The sequence below is a fragment of the Rhodobacterales bacterium HKCCA1288 genome (assembly GCA_015693905.1).
Lineage (GTDB): Bacteria > Pseudomonadota > Alphaproteobacteria > Rhodobacterales > Rhodobacteraceae > M30B80.
Map to the genome: position 1 here is coordinate 1,353,083 of CP065161.1, position 19,823 is coordinate 1,372,905.

The 19,823-nt window shown below is 56.3% G+C and carries 16 protein-coding genes; 7 read left to right on the forward strand and 9 right to left on the reverse strand.

Features of this window, described 5'->3' with window-relative positions:
* The first annotated feature begins 236 nt into the window (after positions 1-236).
* The gene (gene uvrB / locus I3V23_06665) at positions 237-2,450 is read left to right on the forward strand and encodes an excinuclease ABC subunit UvrB (protein ID QPI84311.1); all 2,214 of its coding nucleotides are present in this window, start codon (positions 237-239) and stop codon (positions 2,448-2,450) included.
* 170 nt (positions 2,451-2,620) lie between these two features.
* Complete coding sequence (locus tag I3V23_06670; GenBank protein ID QPI84312.1) at positions 2,621-3,877, forward strand: lytic murein transglycosylase; 1,257 nt, start codon at positions 2,621-2,623, stop codon at positions 3,875-3,877.
* Here I3V23_06670 and I3V23_06675 read toward each other — a convergent pair.
* Positions 3,869-4,327: a tRNA (cytidine(34)-2'-O)-methyltransferase gene (locus I3V23_06675; protein QPI86730.1), complete on the reverse strand. Its 459-nt coding sequence runs from the start codon at positions 4,325-4,327 to the stop codon at positions 3,869-3,871. The genes I3V23_06670 and I3V23_06675 overlap by 9 nt on opposite strands.
* A 22-nt stretch (positions 4,328-4,349) precedes the next feature.
* Entirely contained in the window at positions 4,350-4,946 is a 597-nt protein-coding gene (locus I3V23_06680) for a carboxymuconolactone decarboxylase family protein (protein QPI84313.1), read from the reverse strand.
* Between the two features lie 82 nt (positions 4,947-5,028).
* Here I3V23_06680 and I3V23_06685 point away from each other — a divergent pair, with 82 nt between their 5' ends.
* A complete protein-coding gene (locus tag I3V23_06685; protein ID QPI84314.1) occupies positions 5,029-5,508 on the forward strand; it encodes a pyridoxamine 5-phosphate oxidase in 480 nt (159 codons plus the stop codon).
* Here I3V23_06685 and I3V23_06690 read toward each other — a convergent pair.
* The 3 genes from I3V23_06690 to I3V23_06700 form a co-directional block, all read right to left on the reverse strand.
* Positions 5,505-7,799 (reverse strand): right-handed parallel beta-helix repeat-containing protein, encoded by a 2,295-nt coding sequence (locus I3V23_06690; protein ID QPI84315.1) that lies wholly within the window; start codon positions 7,797-7,799, stop codon positions 5,505-5,507. The genes I3V23_06685 and I3V23_06690 overlap by 4 nt on opposite strands.
* A gap of 152 nt (positions 7,800-7,951) precedes the next feature.
* The gene (locus I3V23_06695; GenBank protein QPI84316.1) at positions 7,952-8,386 is read right to left on the reverse strand and encodes a DUF4864 domain-containing protein; all 435 of its coding nucleotides are present in this window, start codon (positions 8,384-8,386) and stop codon (positions 7,952-7,954) included.
* A 71-nt stretch (positions 8,387-8,457) separates the two neighbouring features.
* Positions 8,458-10,038 carry a lysine--tRNA ligase gene (locus I3V23_06700; protein QPI84317.1) on the reverse strand — a complete coding sequence of 527 codons (1,581 nt, stop codon included), beginning with the start codon at positions 10,036-10,038 and terminating at the stop codon, positions 8,458-8,460.
* Positions 10,039-10,154: 116 nt separating this feature from the next.
* Between I3V23_06700 and I3V23_06705 the strand changes: the two genes are divergently transcribed.
* Positions 10,155-10,574, forward strand: coding sequence for a tellurite resistance TerB family protein (locus I3V23_06705; GenBank protein ID QPI84318.1), 420 nt, complete (start codon positions 10,155-10,157; stop codon positions 10,572-10,574).
* Positions 10,575-10,609: 35 nt separating this feature from the next.
* Complete coding sequence (locus I3V23_06710; GenBank protein QPI86731.1) at positions 10,610-11,875, forward strand: SulP family inorganic anion transporter; 1,266 nt, start codon at positions 10,610-10,612, stop codon at positions 11,873-11,875.
* A gap of 3 nt (positions 11,876-11,878) precedes the next feature.
* Here the strand turns inward: I3V23_06710 and dacB are convergent, their stop codons facing one another.
* Entirely contained in the window at positions 11,879-13,360 is a 1,482-nt protein-coding gene (gene dacB / locus I3V23_06715; protein QPI84319.1) for a D-alanyl-D-alanine carboxypeptidase/D-alanyl-D-alanine-endopeptidase, read from the reverse strand.
* A 62-nt stretch (positions 13,361-13,422) separates the two neighbouring features.
* Complete coding sequence (locus tag I3V23_06720) at positions 13,423-14,028, reverse strand: nicotinate-nucleotide adenylyltransferase (protein ID QPI84320.1); 606 nt, start codon at positions 14,026-14,028, stop codon at positions 13,423-13,425.
* A 144-nt stretch (positions 14,029-14,172) separates the two neighbouring features.
* On the opposite strand from I3V23_06720, the gene ettA reads away from it, so the two are divergent.
* Both ettA and I3V23_06730 read left to right on the forward strand, forming a co-directional pair.
* Entirely contained in the window at positions 14,173-15,828 is a 1,656-nt protein-coding gene (gene ettA, locus I3V23_06725; protein ID QPI84321.1) for an energy-dependent translational throttle protein EttA, read from the forward strand.
* Between the two features lie 215 nt (positions 15,829-16,043).
* Positions 16,044-16,577: a DUF4329 domain-containing protein gene (locus tag I3V23_06730; GenBank protein QPI84322.1), complete on the forward strand. Its 534-nt coding sequence runs from the start codon at positions 16,044-16,046 to the stop codon at positions 16,575-16,577.
* Positions 16,578-16,580: 3 nt separating this feature from the next.
* Here the strand turns inward: I3V23_06730 and gcvP are convergent, their stop codons facing one another.
* Together gcvP and gcvH are read right to left on the reverse strand one after the other, a co-directional pair.
* Entirely contained in the window at positions 16,581-19,421 is a 2,841-nt protein-coding gene (gcvP, locus tag I3V23_06735) for an aminomethyl-transferring glycine dehydrogenase (GenBank protein QPI84323.1), read from the reverse strand.
* Positions 19,422-19,443: 22 nt separating this feature from the next.
* On the reverse strand, positions 19,444-19,806 hold the full coding sequence (gene gcvH / locus I3V23_06740) for a glycine cleavage system protein GcvH (protein QPI84324.1): 363 nt from the start codon (positions 19,804-19,806) through the stop codon (positions 19,444-19,446).
* Positions 19,807-19,823: the final 17 nt, after the last annotated feature.

Genomic DNA, 19,823 nt, shown 5'->3' on the forward strand with positions numbered 1-19,823 from the left:
GACCGACAATCAATTTGCTGCTTGCAAGAAAAAGCTACGGAAATTTTCTCTCGGATGCAATCAAAATTTCTCCTTAAAGTTGTATAAATTTGCGACAAATTGTTCTGAGTTGATTAACTTTTCGGAAACCTCACAGCGCCTCAATGAATGAGCCCTCTATCGCTTGTCCTTGGCGCGCAGCGCGATAGGATAGACCCTGCGCACAGACCATGCGTGTGACCTGTGGAAGGGCCAAAATGCATAACAATTCGCCAAGCTCTATGCCCGATTTGCCACGCGCTGCGTCCCCGCGCGAGGGACGCGCCAATAGCGATCGTTTGGCACGCGAAAAACTCGAAGGCGGCAAGCGCTTTGTGATGCATACCGAGTTTACCCCCGCGGGCGACCAACCTCGCGCGATTGCCGAGCTTGCAGCCGCCGTAACAGATGGGGATCGCAACCAAGTTTTGTTGGGGGCAACTGGCACGGGCAAGACCTTTACCATGGCCAAGGTGATTGAAGAAACACAGCGCCCCGCAATCATACTTGCCCATAACAAGACCTTGGCAGCTCAGCTTTATGGGGAGTTCAAAAACTTTTTCCCCGATAACGCGGTCGAGTATTTCGTCAGCTATTACGATTACTACCAACCCGAGGCCTATGTCCCGCGCACGGACACGTTCATTGAGAAAGAAAGCCAGATCAACGAACAGATTGACCGAATGCGCCATTCCGCCACCCGCGCGCTGTTGGAACGGGACGATGTGATCATCGTGGCATCGGTGTCCTGTATTTACGGCATTGGCTCGGTCGAAACCTATACGGCTATGGCAGTCGATCTGTTCGCAGGACAAGACCATGATCAACGGCAGGTCATGGCCGATTTGGTTGCGCAACAATATCGGCGCAATGATCAGGCGTTTCAGCGCGGCTCATTCCGCGTGCGCGGCGACAGTCTGGAAATTTGGCCCGCGCACCTTGAGGATAGGGCATGGCGTCTCTCGTTTTTTGGCGAGGAACTCGAAGGCATCACCGAATTTGATCCGCTGACGGGTCAAAGCACCGATAAATTCGAAAAAATCCGCATCTACGCCAATTCGCATTACGTCACCCCACGCCCAACCATGCAACAGGCGGTGAAGGCCATCAAAGAAGAATTGCGCCAGCGCTTGGATCATCTTGTGGCTGACGGGAAACTGCTTGAGGCACAGCGCCTTGAACAGCGCACAAATTTCGACATCGAAATGCTTGAGGCCACGGGCGTTTGCAACGGGATTGAGAACTATTCGCGCTATTTGACAGGCCGCGCCCCGGGCGAGCCGCCCCCCACCTTGTTTGAATATATTCCAGATAACGCCATTGTCTTTGCCGATGAATCGCATGTTACGGTGCCGCAGATCGGGGGCATGTATCGCGGGGACTATCGGCGCAAATTTACTTTGGCCGAACACGGGTTCCGCCTGCCCTCTTGCATGGATAACCGACCGCTGAAATTCGAAGAATGGGACGCGATGCGGCCACAATCTATCTTTGTTTCGGCCACCCCTGCTGCTTGGGAATTGGAACAGGCAGGCGGCGTCTTTACCGAACAAGTGATCCGTCCAACGGGCCTGTTAGACCCGCAGATTGAGATCCGGCCAATTGAGACGCAAGTGGATGATCTGTTGGATGAAATCCGCCAAGTCGCGGCCAAAGGCATGCGTGTGCTTGTCACCACATTGACCAAGCGCATGGCCGAAGATTTGACCGAATATCTCCATGAACAAGGCGTGCGCGTGCGCTATATGCATAGCGATATCGACACAATCGAACGGATCGAGATTTTGCGCGATTTGCGCCTTGGCGCCTTTGACGTTCTGATCGGGATCAACCTGTTGCGCGAAGGATTGGACATTCCCGAATGTGGGCTTGTCGCAATTTTGGATGCCGACAAAGAGGGCTTTTTGCGTTCTGAAACCTCGCTCATTCAAACCATCGGACGGGCCGCGCGCAATGCGGATGGCCGTGTCATCATGTATGCTGACCGCATCACAGGCAGCATGGAACGCGCCATTGCGGAAACGGATCGCCGCCGCGCCAAGCAGATCGCTTATAATGAGGAACACGGGATCACCCCCGCGACAGTGAAGAAGAATGTCGAGGATATCTTGGCGGGGCTGTATCAAGGCGATGTGGACATGAGCCGCGTCACCGCAAAGGTCGACAAACCTATGGTCGGTGCAAATCTGGCTGCCCATCTCGATGGGCTGCGCGCGCAGATGCGCAAAGCAGCAGAGAATTTAGAATTCGAAGAGGCCGCGCGCTTGCGCGATGAGGTCAAGCGCCTAGAGGCGGTGGAACTGGCTGTGGCGGATGACCCGCTCGCTCGCCAATCTGCCGTGGATGAAGCGGTCGAGGCGGCAAGCGCCGCAAAAGGGCGCAGCACCGCAGGGAGACCAGGGCAACGGGGCGGGGTCAAGCGCCGCAGATAGGGCGGCACCCTGCGCGCCCTCACGGCCCAAGCTGGCCTTTTGAACCGCGCAGACAAAGGCCTCTGAAACGGCACATCTGCCAATTTTTGTGGATCATCATCCCGCATTCTTGTCGCCCTTGCGCGAAGAATTTGGTAGAAGGAAGCGCATAAGAACAAGAGGCCGCGAGCATGACCCTCACCAGACGCATGATGATGCTAACCACGGGCGCATCCCTGCTTGGCGGGTGCGTCCCAAACCCGTTGGATGGCTTGACCCAAGCAGGTCAAAACTTCTTGCGCCCAACTCCGCCTGATCTGCAACCAACCCCAAATGCGGGCTATGCCCAATGGGTGGCTAATTTCAAATCCCGCGCAGAGGCACGGGGAATACACCCCGTCACCATTTCGCAAGCTTTCCGTGGAACAGGCTATTTGCCAGGTGTCGTGACCCGCGACCGCAATCAGGCAGAATTCTCTCGCAGTTTCGAGGATTATTTGAACCTTGTCGCCTCTGAGGCCAAGGTGACTTCGGGCCGCGCAGCCTATACCAATCAATCGCGCCTCTTGCGCCGCATCGAAGACCAATATGGCGTCCCACGCGAAGTGGTGGCGGCGATTTGGGGCGTTGAAAGCGAGTTTGGCGCAAAGCGCGGGGATATTCCCGTGATCTCAGCCACATCGACCCTTGCCTATGACGGACGGCGCGCGGCCTTTTTCGAGGCGCAGCTTTTTGCTGCTCTGCGGATTTTACAGCAAGGCCATACAACCGCCGAAAACCTCAAAGGATCATGGGCAGGGGCCATGGGGCATACCCAATTCATTCCCACCACCTTTGCGGCGCATGCGGTGGATTTCAATGGTGATGGCAAGAAAGATATTTGGGGCATTGATCCCACAGATGCCTTGGCCTCAACGGCCGCTTATCTGCGCGAAGGCGGCGCATGGCAAAGCCAATTTGGCGTGGGTTGCGAGGTGCGCCTGCCCCAAGGATATTCGGGGCCTTCTGGGCGCGGCGCGCCAAGCACGCTTGCCACTTGGATTGCGCGCGGGGTGGTGCCTGTGGTGACGCCCACCCGCGATTTGGGCAATGCCGCCCTGCTGCTGCCCGCAGGGCCAAACGGGCCTGGGTTCCTCGTTTCACCCAATTTCGGCGCGCTCTTGCGATATAATGCATCGGATAATTACGCGCTTGGGGTCATCTACCTCGCAGGGCGGCTGACTGGGGCGGGGCCTATATCCACGCCATTCCCACCAGATCAATATGGTCTGCTGATTGAAGATCGCCGCGCCATCCAAGAGGGCCTGAAGGCGCGTGGCTATGAGATTGGCACAATTGATGGCGTATTTGGCCGCCAAACCGAAGCCGCCATTCGCGCCTTTGAGGCTGAAAGAGGATGGCCCATCACAGGCCAACCCTCGCAAACCCTGCTGACCGCTTTACGCTAAGGCGTGACTGCGTAAGGCTTGGTAGGCCGCCGCGCAAGCGATATTTGCCAGATTCAAAGAGCGAATATGCGGGGAATACATCGGCAAGGAGACAAGCCGATCCGCATAGGCTGCGATAATCTCAGGAGACAGCCCTGTCGTCTCACGGCCAAAAACCAAATAGGCATCTTGGGGATATTCGACCTCATAGGCCGATTGCGCCCGATCATTTTCAAAGAGAAACAACTGATCCGCGCGCGGCTTGCGCGCTGCGATAAACGCTTCCCAATCATCATATTCTGTCAGGCGCACATGTTTCCAATAATCCAATCCCGCGCGGCGCACTGATTTCTCCGATAGCTCAAACCCATAGGGTCGGATCAAGATCAATTCCATATCCAAGCCCACGCAAGTGCGCCCAATCGTGCCGGTGTTCCCGGGTATCTCAGGTTGGAACAACACGATCTTCATCTGATGCGGGGCTTGGGGGCGCTCAGACATGCTTGCCGACACTCCACCCTGTGGCGTCTTTCAAACGCGCCTCACCTTTGCTGATTGGAAGATCTTCGAGGGCGGATCCCATACTGTCATTCCAACGATTAAGATATCCAAACAGCGCGACAACGGCCATGATCTCGACCACGGCGGCCTCACCCCAATGCGCCTTAAGGCGTGCGCCGATTTCTGGTGTCACCGCGTTTGGCACAAAGGTTGCAGCCTGCGCAAAGGCCAAGGCGGCTTTCTCGGCCTCGGTAAAATGGGGGCTATCTTCAAAGGTGAACACATCGTTCAACCGATCTTCTGACGCGCCAAACCGCTCGGAGGCCAAGATCATATGGGCCTGACAATACAGGCAGCCTGATGCCTGACTGGACACATACCCAAGCAGGCGTTTGAATTCAGGCGTGACCGCGCCGTAATCCGTCATGACCGCCACGTTCAAATCGGTAAAGGCACGCGCGATTGGCGCACGATGTGCCATGGTGCGCACAGAATTTGGGATCACCCCCAACGGCCCTTTGAAAAACTGAACGTGATCTGCCAGATCGCGCTCCATTTCCTCTTCCTCAAGCGGGCGGATCAATGCCATGATGCGGGTCTCCCTTCTTTTCCCTTCGCTGCGCAGACCGTGGCGCGCAGGGGCAAAACTTGCAAGCGAAAGGCGCGGGCCAATGGAAAAAGCGACCAACCCCATACGCCCAACCGATGATGCGGCGCGCGCATTGGCCCGTGGGATATTGGCAGACCATAACTATGCGGCGCTTGGGGTCACAGACCCGCAGACAGGCGCGCCCGCCCTCAGCCGTGTCGCCTATGTCTGGCTGCCTGAGACGGCACAAATTCTTAGTCTTATTTCAGATCTCTCCGCGCATAGTCGCGCCTTGGCAGAGCGGCCAAACTGTGGGCTATTGATCGGCTCTGTGCCTGATCGCGGCGATCCTTTGACCCATCCCCGCCTGAGTTTAGAAACCTATGCCCTGCCCTGTGACAAGGCCGAAAAAAAGGCGGCCTATCTGGCCGCCTATCCCAAAGCAAAGCTCTATTTTGATTTTGGCGATTTCCGTATGGTGGAATTCACCGTCAAAGCCGCGTTTTTAAATGGCGGCTTTGGTCAGGCCTTTCACCTTACCCCCGATGATCTGCGGCCTTAGGGCGTGTCACAGCGCGCGGTCAATTGCACAGTGCCACGCACAGGCTGCGGCCAGTTGAGGCGAATTGAGCCGCGCCCAACCCCATGCCGCGTGGTGGCATAGGGGGTGACGTATTGGACAACATTGGCGCTGTTGCGCAACGGCCCCTCAGGCAGGGCAGAGGCCGCAACCCGCGCCTGACCCTCAAAAGGCAGCCAATCGCGCAAATCCACCTCCCAAACCTGCTGCGGGCTGTTTTCCGTGACGGCAAGCGTCACTGGGTTTTGGGTATCCCGCACAATCCCGTGAAAAGTATTGCCTTGCATCAAGAAATTCTTGGTGCGGCTGCCATCCAACGGCGCGACACTGCTATCCACGGCATCAACACGCTCAAGCGGCGCACCTTGGATATGCTTAAACGAGTTGTCACAGATTGAGAGGGCGTTGATATAATGGCCCGGGCCTTGCGGACGGATCACAAGAAAGCTGAACCAAGGGGCAGAGCGGATCGACATGAAAATATTGTCGTTGATCGTGAGCGCCCCAAAAGACAACTCGCTCGACAGTTCTGGCGCGGGGTCATGTTCATTGATCCACTCAATGGAGCAATTATCGATATAATTGCCGTTCACAGTCGACCGAATATTGATGCCCGTAAAGATCAAACCCGCGCTGCGCACCCCATTTGGCACATCATCGCCTTGGAAAAAGTGATTGCCAGAAATCAGATAGCCCGTCCCCGCAGCGAGCATGAAATGGCGAAATTTCACAACGCGATTGTCACGAATTTTTGCGTCATTTGAGTTGATGTTAATCGCGACACTCACCCGATCCTCAACGCGCTCAGCCTGTTCCTTGGACAGGAATTGGCAGCGTTCTACCTGCAACCCCTGACAGGCCTCACCGGGCGATGTGATGCCGCGATCTTTCGGGCCTGTGAAAAAACAATCCTGAACCTGCACCACCAAACCATCAATCGGCAGCATGATGGCACTTGCACGATCAGCACAGAGAAACTCGATGTCGGTGATGACAAAGCGTTGCAGGTTTTGAAATCCAGAAAAATCCAACAGATATTTGAAGCGCCGAAACCCGTAGCTTTGGGTTTGGGGCGGCACGCCCAAAGGCAGCGAAAGCGTGATCGTGCCCGCCGCGATATCGCGCGCGCGCACATAAACCTCGCGCCCGACTCCGACCGCGCCCGTGACCAATGATCCAACGGGGATTTGCGCCACATTGGCAATATTGGTCAGCTTGCGCGGGTCATTCACCGACCATTGCGCCGTGGCTACCACAAAATCATCATCCCATGCAGGGGAATTGTCAGGGGTCAATTGCCCATTCCGTAGAACGCGGCGGTTGGCATAGGTGGTGCGGTTGCCAACGGCGGCTTGAACATCCAAAGGCTCGGTCAGGATCACGCGGCGGGCATTGAGATCGAACCCTTCGAAATCCGATTGGTTGAGCAAGGTCTGTATCCCCTTGCGCAAGCCCAGTTCTGCATCCCCAAAAGCATCCGCATAGCCATTAAGATCAAAATTCTGGTTCAGCGCCAAGCGCGCAGCATCAGGCATCACAACCCGCCCCTCGAAGCGCACCCGCGCATCAAGCCCAAGTGTTGAGCCGATAAAATAAACCCCCGCAGGCACGAGGATCTCGCGCCCCTGTGCGGCTTGATCAGCCGCAGCAAAGGCGGCGCGGCTATCCGTGATCCCATCACCAATGGCGCCAAAATCGGTGACATCAACCCAATCCATCAACTCGCGATAATAAATATCGGTCGCATCTGTGATCTCGATATCCTCGATCCGAAACACACCGCCGTTATCACCGATGATATCAATCCCAAAATGGCCAAACACGGCAGAACCGCCCCAAACCATATCCACGCCTGTGCGCGCGCCCACACCCACAATGGCAGATAGCTCGACAACTTCGCCGAATGTGTCCACGGCACGGCTGGGGCCAAATTGGGCGACCCCCGCGATATTGGTATTGGCCGAGCTGCCCGCCCAAGCGCCAATACGCGCCACCGCAGCCGTTCCAGAGATCAGTTTGATCCGCGCGCGGATTTGCAAATAGAGGCCCGCCCGAATGGGTGTTGCCCCCGTGAACCGCAGGCGCGTGGTGCTTTCAATTTTTACGATTTCCAGACAGGTGCCGAAATCTGCATCAGCCGCCACAAGGGCCGCATTGGCGGCGGTGGCATAGGTGTCTTGGTTCGGGCGCCCATCTTCGCGCGACCATTGCGCCAGACCTTCGGCAAAAGCGGGCGGCATAAGTTGCAGGCCTTCGGTGATCACTTGGTTCATGGAACCCCCATTTTTTGTGGAGTTCCGCCAAGACCCTACAAAGCGCATATCCCGCAAAGCCCTGAACGGAACCTCGCAGAATGTAAAATATTGGTTTGATAGATGCGTTGCGGAGGGGTTCTACGTCAAACGTGTTAAAAACGTCTTAATCCTTAGACCGAGGCGGGCGGCTGCGGCATGTAATGGACACCATTGATCCGCCAATCACCCGCAATCTCGACCATTTCGTAAATCAAAAGATGGCTTTGCCCATCGCGATCAATCACTTCGACCTGCTGAAAAACGCCAGTTTGGGTCATACGCGCCGTACCAAACCGATAGGTCAGCGGATGCCACACCATGGGATAACCTTGCTCGACCATGCGGGCAAATTGATCCTGATCGCCAAATAAATTTTGAATAAGGGGGCTTGCATAGCTCCATGCGCGGGGGATGTCTTGGGCGCGAAAGGCTTCAAGCTGGGCGGCAATAGTCGCTTCAACGCGATTATCAATCTCAGGTGCAGACTGCGCCAGCGCCGCGCGCGGCGTACCGGCCAAGCCCACCCCCAGAACCAAAATCAAAGTGATGACATAATGACGGATCACGCCTGATGACCTTTGACCTCTACCCCTTGCTGGCAAGAGGTAGGGGACAAAAAGTAAAGGTCAATTGCGCCTCATGCCGCCAAATCGCCGCGCAATCCTGCCTCGATCAGCGCGATTGTCTCGTTCACACCATAAAGCGCGATGAACCCGCCAAAGCGCGGGCCTTGGCTTGCGCCCATCAACACCTCATAAAGTGCGCGGAACCAATCGCGCAGCGGCTCGAACCCGTGATCTTTGCCAACCGAAAAGACAAGCGTTTGCAGCGCCTCATCTTCAATCGGCCCATCATAGACCTTGAGCCGCGCAGCAAGATCCTCAAGGGCAGCGCGCTCTGTGTCATTAGGCAGACGGAAAGTTTTTTCTGGCTTCACAAAATCATTGTAATACCGCACCGCAAAACCCGCCGCTTGATCCATATCTGGATTGGTTTCAGGCGAGGCATCAGGCGCATAACGGCGGATGAACCCCCATAGGGTTTCCTTGTCTTCCGCCCCAGCCACAGAGGCCAGATTGAGCAACATCGCAAAACTGACCACCATATCGGAGGCAGGCACAGTGCCGTTATGAATGTGATGCACAGGGTTGGATAATTTCTGCGCCCAGTCCTGATCAGGATAAGCCCGCAATTGTTGGTGATATTCATCCACGGCCTTGGGGATCACATCAAAATAAAGCCGCTTGGCGGTTTTGGGTTTGCCAAACATAAAATAGCTCAGGGACTCGGTCGAGGCGTAGCTGAGCCATTCATCAATCGAAATCCCGTTGCCAGACGATTTCGAGATTTTCTGCCCCGTCTCATCCAAGAACAATTCATAGGTGAAATGATGCGGCGCAGGCGTGCCTAAGATTTCACAAATCGCGTCATAAATCGGCGTGTTTGTGGAATGGTCTTTGCCATACATTTCGAAATCAACGCCCAACGCCGCCCAGCGCGCGCCAAAATCAGGCTTCCACTGCAATTTGCAATTGCCGCCCGTCACGGGCAGCGTCCATTCACGCCCATCCTCATCATCAAAGGTGATCGTATGGTTCTGCGCATTCACCTCTTTCATCGGCACATACAGCACGCGGCCCGTTTCAGGGTGGATCGGCAAGAAGATGGAGTAGGTCTGTTGGCGTTCTTCGCGCAACGATTTCAACATCACCTTCATGATATCGTCATAGCGCTCCGCAGCACGCTTTAGAACGGTATCAAACTGGCCTGACCGATAGAATTCGGTCGCCGAATAAAACTCATATTCAAAACCAAATGTATCGAGAAACCGCCGCAGCATGGCGTTGTTATGGTCGCCAAAACTGTCAAATTCTTCGAACGGATCAGGCACAGATGTCAGCGGCTTTTGCAGATGCTCACGCAGCATGTCTTGGTTAGGTACATTGCCCGGAACCTTCCGCATCCCATCAAGATCGTCCGAAAAACAAATGAGTCGCGTTGGAATGTCGCTGATCGCTTCAAAGGCGCGGCGGATCATTGTGGTGCGAAGCACCTCGCCAAATGTGCCGATATGTGGCAAGCCACTGGGGCCGTAGCCCGTTTCAAACAGCACATAGCCCTTTTCAGGCGGGGCTTTTTCATACCGTTTCAAAATCGCGCGCGCTTCCTCAAAAGGCCAAGCTTTGGAACTGAGGGCGGCATCACGAAAATCAGACATTTGGCTTCATCCATCACAAGCGCGGCATCGGGTGGCCGCATTGCCCCTGCACCTATTGCGGCAACCGAGCGGGGTCAATAATCTAAACCCAAAACAGAACCCTGAAAGGATCCCGCATGAGCTCTGAAACCTCCCTTTCTGCGCAAGACGCGCTTGTTGCGCTCATGATGGCAGTCTCGCTCTCGGATGAGTCAGTCGGCACCGCTGAGCTGGTCACCATCGAGGCCTTAGTGAATAACTTGCCCGTCTTTGCCAATTACGATGCAGATCGGATGCAAAATGTCTCAAAAACTGTGTTCGACCTGTTCGAAGAGGAAGATGGCTTGGATGCGCTGTTTGGACTAGTGAACCAAGCCTTGCCAGAAAAGCTCCATGAAACTGCATATGCACTGTGCTGCGATGTGGCCGCCGCAGATGGGTTATTGGGGCAAACGGAACTGCGTATGCTGATGGAAATCCGCTATCAATTGGACATTGATCGTCTTGCGGCGGCAGCGATTGAACGCGGTGCACGCGCGCGGCATATTACACTTTAAGGCGGCAATTTTTGCCGCGATTCGATGGCGGCACCATGAAACCACAAATCCTAAGCACGTGGCCGGGCTACACGGCAGCGGCAGCAACGCGTGACGTTTTTGCAGGCGTCACTGTGGCGATGGTGGCCATCCCCCTGTGTCTTGCGATTGCGATTGCCTCGGGTGCAGAACCCATTCATGGGCTGATCACCGCGATTGTGGGCGGGTTCCTCATTTCCGCCCTTGGCGGCAGCCATGTGCAAATTGGCGGGCCAACAGGCGCTTTCATCGTTGTGGTCTATGATGTCATCTCTCAACATGGAATGGATGGCTTGGTATTGGCCACGCTGATCGCGGGCGTGATCCTATCGCTCGCTGCACTATTTCGCGCAGGCAGCCTCATCGCGCATGTGCCAGAACCCGTGATCAACGGATTTACCGTTGGCATTGCGGTGATTATCGCCACAAGCCAACTGCCCGATTTTTTGGGAATTCCCTTAAATGATGCGCCCGCGCATTTTTTGGGAAAACTGGCCGCTATTTGGCAGGCGCGTGATCAAATCGCGCTGCCAAGCTTTGCGATTGGCCTTGCAACCATGGCGGCCATCGTCCTGTTGCGGCGGTTCTTTCCACGCTTCCCGGGCTTGATTTTAGCTGTCTCGGGGGCGTCTGGACTGGCGTTTACGTCCCTACCTGATGTGGCCACAATCGGCAGTCGCTTTGGCGCATTACCCACCGAATTCCCGTGGCCGACCCTGCCGCAGATCACCTATGAGCGCGTATTGGAATTGCTGCCCTCTGCCCTCATCATCGCCTTTCTGGCAGGGATAGAGTCGCTTCTATCGGCTATGGTCGCAGATCGGATGACCAAGAATGTGCATCGCCCAAATGCAGAATTGATGTCGCAAGGTGTCGCCAATCTGGCATGTGCGGCCTTTGGATCGCTTCCCGCAACGGGTGCAATTGCACGCACGGCGACCAATATTCGCGCAGGCGGCACAACCCCTGTTGCGGGGATGGTGCATGCGGGGGTCATCTTGTTGGTCTTTCTTTTTGCAGCGCCTTTGGCAAATTACTTGGCCCTGCCCGCTTTGGGTGGGCTTCTGTTGCTGACGGCTTGGAATATGTCCGAACCGCATCATTGGCGCAGCTATGTAACAGCGGGGCCCGTCTCTGATCGTGGCCTCTTTGTGCTGACGTTGGTTTTGACAGTCTTCACGGATCTGACTGTTGCAATCGCCACGGGTGTGGCCATCGGCCTTGCGCTGAGACTGAAGCGGCGCAAAGTTCCGCCGCAAGATTGGACGCCGCCTGATCGGTAAATGTCACCCAAAGCCGCGCAGCCATGACACCAGCATATCATTTTGCAATGTGCGGGCGCGACCAATCCATGTCCGCCCACCGGGGGGGCGGTCGCGCTCATCAGGGCCAAGCGCCGCACGGCGGGGCAAATCTGCATTAAAAATAGCGAAGGCCAAGGGCCGATTGGGGCCCTCGATATAGCCAGTTAAGGTCGAGACAAAATTCAACGTTCCCGTCTTCGTCACAATCTCGGCCGTGCCAATTTGGGCTTGCATCTCGTCATTCACGCGATGCGCCCGCAACAGGTTTCGCAAGCGCCCCCTTGGCCCCGCCGCAACCAAAGCCTGCACCATTTGCACAGGCGTCATCTGGCTTGAATCCTGCAAGCCAGAATGATCATATAACTCAGCCCGCCCCGACACATAGCGCCCTTCAAGCCGTGCCGCCATGTGATCGGCAGATTGGCGCAAACTTGGATTGGCCGCCCCCGTTAGGGTCTGTGTTGCGCGCAATCCTACAACCTCAGCCGTGAGATTTGTCGAATAGCGCAGCATAGAGCGCAGCATCGCATCAAGGGGCGCGCTTGAAATTTCCGAAAGAACCACAGCCTCAGACGGCACGGCCGTTGCGCGCTGCACCCTGCTCAGCACGATGCCAGAGGATCGCGCAAGCGAGGCAAAAACTTCGCCCACATAGGCGGCTGTATTGCGCACAGGCAACCAGCGCCCCCCATCACCCGTAAGGGCAGATCTGGCCACTGACCAGCCCTCGCGCGCCGTTGCCGTTTCCGCGCGGTAGTCCAAAACAGGGGCCGCGCGATCCACGACCGACAAGCCAATTCCCAAAACCGCAGGGCGCAAGTCATCCGCGCGTGCATCAAGCCCAACCTGTAGGCCATTCGCTCCCTGCTCCCATGCCAGATAGACCCTGTTGAAATTCAAGTTCAGACCCGAGATTGCAGGATTATACCCCGCATAATCGGCCTGTGTCACATCGATGAGCGGAATGGACGGCAGGGATGTATCCACGAGGTGCAGCGCGCCTGTCACCTCGCGCAGACCTATGTCGCGCAGGCCCGTGACCAGCGTGGCAAGCCCCGTGGTGTCCAAATGGGGATCCCCCTCGCCATACAGCCAAAGATCCCCTTCAAGCCGCCCGTTTCGCAAATTTCCCGTGGCCAAAACCCGCGTTGCAAATCGATATCCTGCCCCAAGGGCGTCCAACGCGTAAAGCGTGGTTAAAACCTTCATCGTGCTTGCGGGGGGCAAGTTTGTGCTGGCGTTATGGCCCTGTAATATCTCGCCCGTGCGCGCATCGGCCACAACAGCCGCCACCGTGCCTTGATAGGGGCTTGCGGCAATAAGGGTCTCAAGACCAGTGGCCCCTGCGGGGGTGGGCGCGGTCGGACGCGGCATCGGCACGAGGGAAGACAACGGGGCCTGCCCATAGGCCGCGCTTGCCGCAGTCGAGATACCACCCGCCAAAACCCCGCGCCGCGTGATCATCTGCCCACCTCGTTATCCCTTGCCAATCTTGCCGCACAGTAAGCCAAGCCCGAACGGGTTTCTCAAGACCATACACCCGCTGCGCGCAATTGCGATGAACTTTCACTGCGCAAAGGTAGGGTGAGATAAGTCCAAGCTGGGGCTTCGTACTCGGCCAAGTCATAGGCCAATTCAGGCGCCACCCGCGCGGCATCGTAGGCGCGCGCAGCTTTCGAGAAGCGGGCAGGCAACCCCGCTTGCGGGCGCGCAAAAACAGCAATCGGTAGGCTTGAGATGATCTCCTGCCAATCCTGCCACAGGTGAAACTGGGCCAAATTATCAGCCCCCATCATCCACACAAACCGCAGCTTTGGATAAAGCGCCTGCATTTGTCGCAATGTCTGCGCGGTAAACCTTGTGCCAAGCTGCGCCTCAATGCCCGTGACCCGCAGTTTCGGATGGCCCGCTTGCAAGGCCCGCGCGGCGTTGATCCGCGCATCAAGGGGCGCAGGCCCGCGAGATTTCAACGGATTACCTGGGCTGACCAACCACCAAACCTGATCCAACCGCAGCCGCTTGAGCGCCTCACGACTGATATGCAAATGCCCCGCATGTGGCGGATCAAACGAACCACCAAAGAGGCCAATGCGTGCAGCCTCAGGGGCAAAAGGCAAGGTGTGGCGAAACACAGGGTAAACTTCCACGACAAATCAGACGTTCACCTTCGCCTCTATCACGAAGCAAAGCCGCAAGGAAAGCAGGCGAACTGATTGCCGAAAGCAGCCATCCCCATTAGAAGAGGAAAAAATCCACTCTCAAAGGACAACGCACGCATGGCCTCCTATCAATATGTCTACCACATGGACGGTGTCTCTAAGACCTATCCTGGTGGCAAGAAATGCTTCGAGAATATCCGCCTCAGCTTCTTGCCCGGTGTGAAAATCGGTGTGGTCGGTGTCAACGGCGCAGGTAAATCCACATTGCTGCGGATTATGGCGGGCTGGGACAAGGACTTCTCTGGCGAGGCATGGGCCGCGCAAGGCGCAAAGGTGGGCTATCTGCCCCAAGAGCCGCAACTCGATGAAACCCTCACAGTGCGCGAAAACGTAATGTTGGGTGTGGCCGAGAAAAAAGCCAAGCTTGATCGCTTTAACGAATTGGCCATGAACTATTCGGATGAAACCGCCGATGAAATGGCAGCGTTGCAAGATGAGATTGACAGCAACAACCTGTGGGATCTCGACAGCCAGATAGATGTGGCCATGGAGGCCTTGCGCTGCCCGCCCGATGAGGCAATGCCAGAGCATCTTTCAGGCGGGGAACGCCGCCGCGTGGCGCTGTGCAAATTGCTGCTTGAAGCGCCTGATATGCTGCTGTTGGACGAACCGACCAACCACTTGGACGCGGAAACCATCGCTTGGTTGCAGCAGCATTTGATCGACTACAAAGGCACGATTTTGATCGTCACCCATGACCGTTACTTTTTGGACGACATCACGGGCTGGATTCTCGAACTCGACCGCGGCCGCGGCATTCCATACGAAGGCAATTACTCAAGCTGGTTGGAGCAAAAAGCCAAGCGCCTCGAGCAAGAAGCCCGCGAGGATAAATCACGCCAGAAAACCCTTGAGCGCGAATTGGAATGGATCAGACAGGGCGCAAAGGCGCGTCAGGCCAAGCAAAAGGCCCGTATCAACGCCTATGAAGAATTGGCGGGCCAATCAGAGCGCGATAAAATCAGCCGCGCGCAGATCGTCATCCCCAATGGCCCTCGCTTGGGTCAAAAGGTGATCGAAATCGAAAACCTGACCAAGGCCTATGGCGACAAGCTGCTCATTGAAGATCTCAGCTTTAGCTTGCCTCCTGGCGGGATCGTGGGCGTGATCGGGCCAAACGGCGCGGGTAAATCCACGCTGTTTCGAATGCTGACGGGCCAAGAAGGGCCTGACGCGGGCACGCTTGAATATGGCGATACGGTCAAGCTGTCCTATGTCGACCAATCCCGCGATGCACTGGATCCAGAAAAAACAGTTTGGGAGGAGGTTTCGGGCGGGGCCGAGATCATCGAACTGGGCGATGCCACGATGAACAGCCGCGCTTATTGCTCGGCCTTCAACTTCAAAGGCGGGGATCAGCAAAAGAAAGTGGGCCTTTTGTCAGGGGGCGAACGCAACCGCGTGCATATGGCCAAACTTTTGAAATCAGGCGGAAATGTTCTTTTGTTGGACGAACCGACCAACGATTTGGACGTGGAAACCTTGCGCGCGCTCGAAGATGCGCTGACCGATTTCGCAGGCTGCGCCGTGGTGATCAGCCACGACCGCTTCTTCCTTGACCGCATCTGCACCCATATCCTCGCCTTTGAGGGCGAGGCCCATGTGGAATGGTTCGAAGGCGCCTTCTCCGATTACGAAGAAGACAAAAAACGCCGCCTCGGGCCAGATGCGCTTGAGCCGAAACGGGTGAAATACAAGAAATTCGCGCGGTGAGATAAAAAAGTCGCCCCATTCGGGGCGGCTTTCTCTCGGATAAATTCTGGCGCTGAACCCGAAGGCTGCATCCATTTTGAACTCCGTGAGCGCAGACCCCAAACTCGCCAATCTTAAGAAACACGATATGAGTTCCTAGATTTCCCAAACCTGAGCTCTGGTTTACTCCCCCAATTCCTTTATCTTATCGGCAACTGGTTCAGGGAGCACCGCCCATGCCCAAGATGAAGTTGACCCTTGCAAGTCTGTTCCTTGGCCTATGCCTCGGCCTCCCCGCCCATGCGCAAGATGCGGATGAACAGCAATTCGTCATGGCGCTGATGCACTCCATGAACCGCCATTCCATCACCTATAACCGCGAGGTCTGTGGCTATGTCCTGCGCGATCAAGCGGGGCGCTTGTCCAGTTCGAAATCCAGTTGGGGCGGGCGCGACAGTTGCGCGATGATGGATGCGCCTGCGGGCATGCGGATTATATCCTCTTGGCACACCCATGCGGCTTTTGATCCGCGCTATGACAATGAGGTGCCCTCCACGATTGATGTTGAGGGCGATATGAGCCGTGGCACGAATGGATGGGTCGCCACCCCTGCGGGGCGGTTATGGTTCATTGATGGCGAGACGGGCGTGATGCGTCAGGTCTGCGGCGAGAATTGTCTGCCCGCAGACCCAAATGTTGTCTCAGACCCACATCCCGAAGCGGCCAAAACCTATACGCTCGATCAGCTGTATCGCCGCTTCGGGGGTTAGGGCCTATTCGGCTGCGTCCAGATAATCTGTAACGGGCGGGCAGGTGCAAATCAGATGCCTGTCGCCATAGACATTGTCCACGCGGTTCACGGGCGGCCAATATTTATCAACGCGGAAGGCCCCCGCAGGGAAGCAGCCGACCTCGCGGCTATAGGCGCGCTCCCATGGGCCAACCAAGTCTTCGACCGTGTGAGGCGCATGGCGCAAGGGGCTGTCTTCGGCGGCGATTTTGCCCGCCTCGACATCGGCAATCTCGGCCCGAATGGCGAGCATTGCATCACAGAAGCGGTCAATCTCCGCCTTGGTTTCGCTTTCGGTTGGTTCGACCATCAATGTGCCTGCCACAGGCCAACTCATCGTGGGCGCGTGGAACCCGTTATCCATCAGACGCTTGGCGATATCATCAACTGTCACCCCCGCCTCGGCAAAGGGACGACAATCAAGGATGCATTCATGCGCGATATGCCCGCCCTGCCCCGTGAACAGGATCGGATAGGCATCCGATAGGCGCTTGGCGATGTAATTGGCATTGAGGATTGCGATTTTGGTGGCCTGTGTCAGACCTGCCCCGCCCATCAATTTGATATAGGCATAAGAAATCGGCAAGATCGAAGCCGAACCATAGGGCGCGCCCGACACGGGCCCTTGGTCGCTGTCCAATTCTGGATGTCCCGGCAGATAGGGGGCAAGATGCGCCTTCACGCCAATCGGCCCCATCCCTGGCCCGCCACCACCATGCGGGATGCAGAAGGTTTTGTGCAAATTCAGGTGGCTCACATCTGCCCCGATCTCACCGGGTTTGGACAGGCCCACCATGGCGTTGAGGTTCGCACCATCCAAATAGACTTGCCCCCCATGGGCATGGGTGATCTCACAAATCTCGCGCACCGTGCCTTCAAACACGCCATGGGTGGACGGATAGGTTATCATGCAAGCAGCCAGACGATCACCCGCCGCCTCGGCCTTGGCACGGAAATCTTCAAGATCAACATCGCCGTTTTCCGCAGATTTGACTACAACCACATCCATTCCCGCCATCTGTGCAGAGGCAGGGTTGGTGCCATGCGCGGAAACAGGGATCAAACAGATCTTGCGGTGATGATCGCCGCGCGCCTGATGATAAGCGGCAATGGTCAAAAGGCCTGCATATTCACCTTGCGCACCCGAATTGGGCTGCATCGACATCGCATCATAGCCTGTGATCTCGCACAGATAATCCGACAGGGCCGCCAGCATTTGCGCATAGCCCTCGGCCTGATCTTTTGGCGCAAAAGGGTGCAGCCCACCAAATTCGGGCCATGTGATTGGCATCATCTCGACCGCGGCGTTCAGCTTCATCGTGCAAGAGCCAAGCGGGATCATGGCACGATCCAGCGCCAAGTCACGATCCGACAGGCGGCGCATATACCGCATCATCTCGGATTCCGCGCGGTTCATGTGGAAAATCGGATGGGTGAGATACTCAGTTTCCCGCAAGAGCGCGTCAGGGATAGATGGCGCTTCAACCGCATCCAAAAGCGGTGTGCCGAACGCCTCACAGACCGCGGCCAAATGGGCTTCGGTTGTTACCTCATCCACGGAAATGCCAATCCGATCTTGGCCAACATCACGTAGGTTGATCCCCCGCGCCACAGCCGCCGCCATGATCCGCGATTGTTTGGCCCCGACCTTGACTGTGATCGTGTCAAAATAGCTTTGCGTCAGCGGCGCAAAGCCGCCCGCCTCGAGACTTTTGGCGAGACGCGCTGCGTGCAAATGCACCCGCTGCGCAATCGCGCGCAATCCGCGTGGGCCGTGAAACACCGCATAAAGCGAGGCCATGACGGCCAAAAGCGCCTGCGCGGTGCAGACATTCGAGGTGGCTTTCTCGCGGCGAATATGCTGCTCGCGCGTCTGCAAGGAGAGGCGATAGGCACGGCGCCCCTGCGCGTCAACCGATACGCCAACAAGCCGACCTGGGATGGCCCGCTTATAGGCCTCGCGACAGGAAAGAAATGCTGCGTGCGGGCCACCATATCCCAGCGGAACACCAAAGCGTTGCGCTGAGCCCACCGCAATATCTGCGCCAATCGCCCCAGGCTCGCGCAGAACTGTAAGGGCCAGCAAATCCGTGCAAACAATCGCCACGGCATTTGCAGCATGCAGGGCCGTAACTTGCGCAGATGGATCATAGAGATCACCGAATGTGCCAGGATATTGGAAAATCGCACCAAAGACCGTGCTTGCGTCCATATCCTTCGGATCGCCCACAATCACCTCAATCCCCAAAGGTTCTGCGCGGCGCTGCATGACGGCAATATTTTGCGGATGGCAATTTTGGTCGATGAAGAAACCACGCGCCTTTGATTTTGCAACGCGCTCGGCCATCACCATCGCTTCGGCGCAGGCGGTGGCCTCATCAAGAAGCGAAGCATTGGCAATCTCAAGCCCCGTTAAGTCAGCAACCATCGTCTGAAAATTGAGCAGGGCCTCAAGGCGGCCTTGGCTGATCTCGGGTTGATAGGGGGTATAGGCCGTATACCAAGCAGGGTTTTCCAAGACATTGCGTTGGATCGCAGGCGGGGTATGGGTGTTGTAATACCCCTGCCCAATCATCGAAACCATGACCTTATTTTTGGCTGCAATCTCGCGCATATGCGCCAGCAATTCCGCCTCAGACATTGCCGCCCATTCAAGTGGCTTGGTCTGACGAATATCCTTCGGCAATGTTTCATCAATCAGCGCATCCAAATCTGGTGCACCGATCACCTCTAACATCTCTGCCATTTCGGCGGGGGAAGGCCCGATATGGCGGCGATTGCCAAAATCGGTCGGATCATAAGTTTCACGCATCCATTTTGTCATGTGTCACACCTGCTCGGGGGGCTTATTCGCCAATGAAATCTTTGTATTCATCCTCGGTCATGTAGGCATCGACCGCAGAGAGATCGTCTACCTTCATCTTAAAGAACCACGCCTCACCGGTGGGATCGTCATTGACCAAAGAGGGGTTATCAACCAAGACGTCATTAACCTCGACAATCTCACCATCCAGCGGGGCCAAGATGTCAGAGGCCGCTTTGACAGATTCAATAACCACCACCTCATCACCCTTCGCGGCTGCAGTCTCAAGCTCTGGCAATTCTACGAAAACCACATCACCCAATTGAGTGGCCGCGTGTTCGGTGATGCCGACCACAACCAGATCACCATCAACCAACAACCATTCATGTTCTTCTGTGAAACGCATTTGGATGTCTCCCTGTC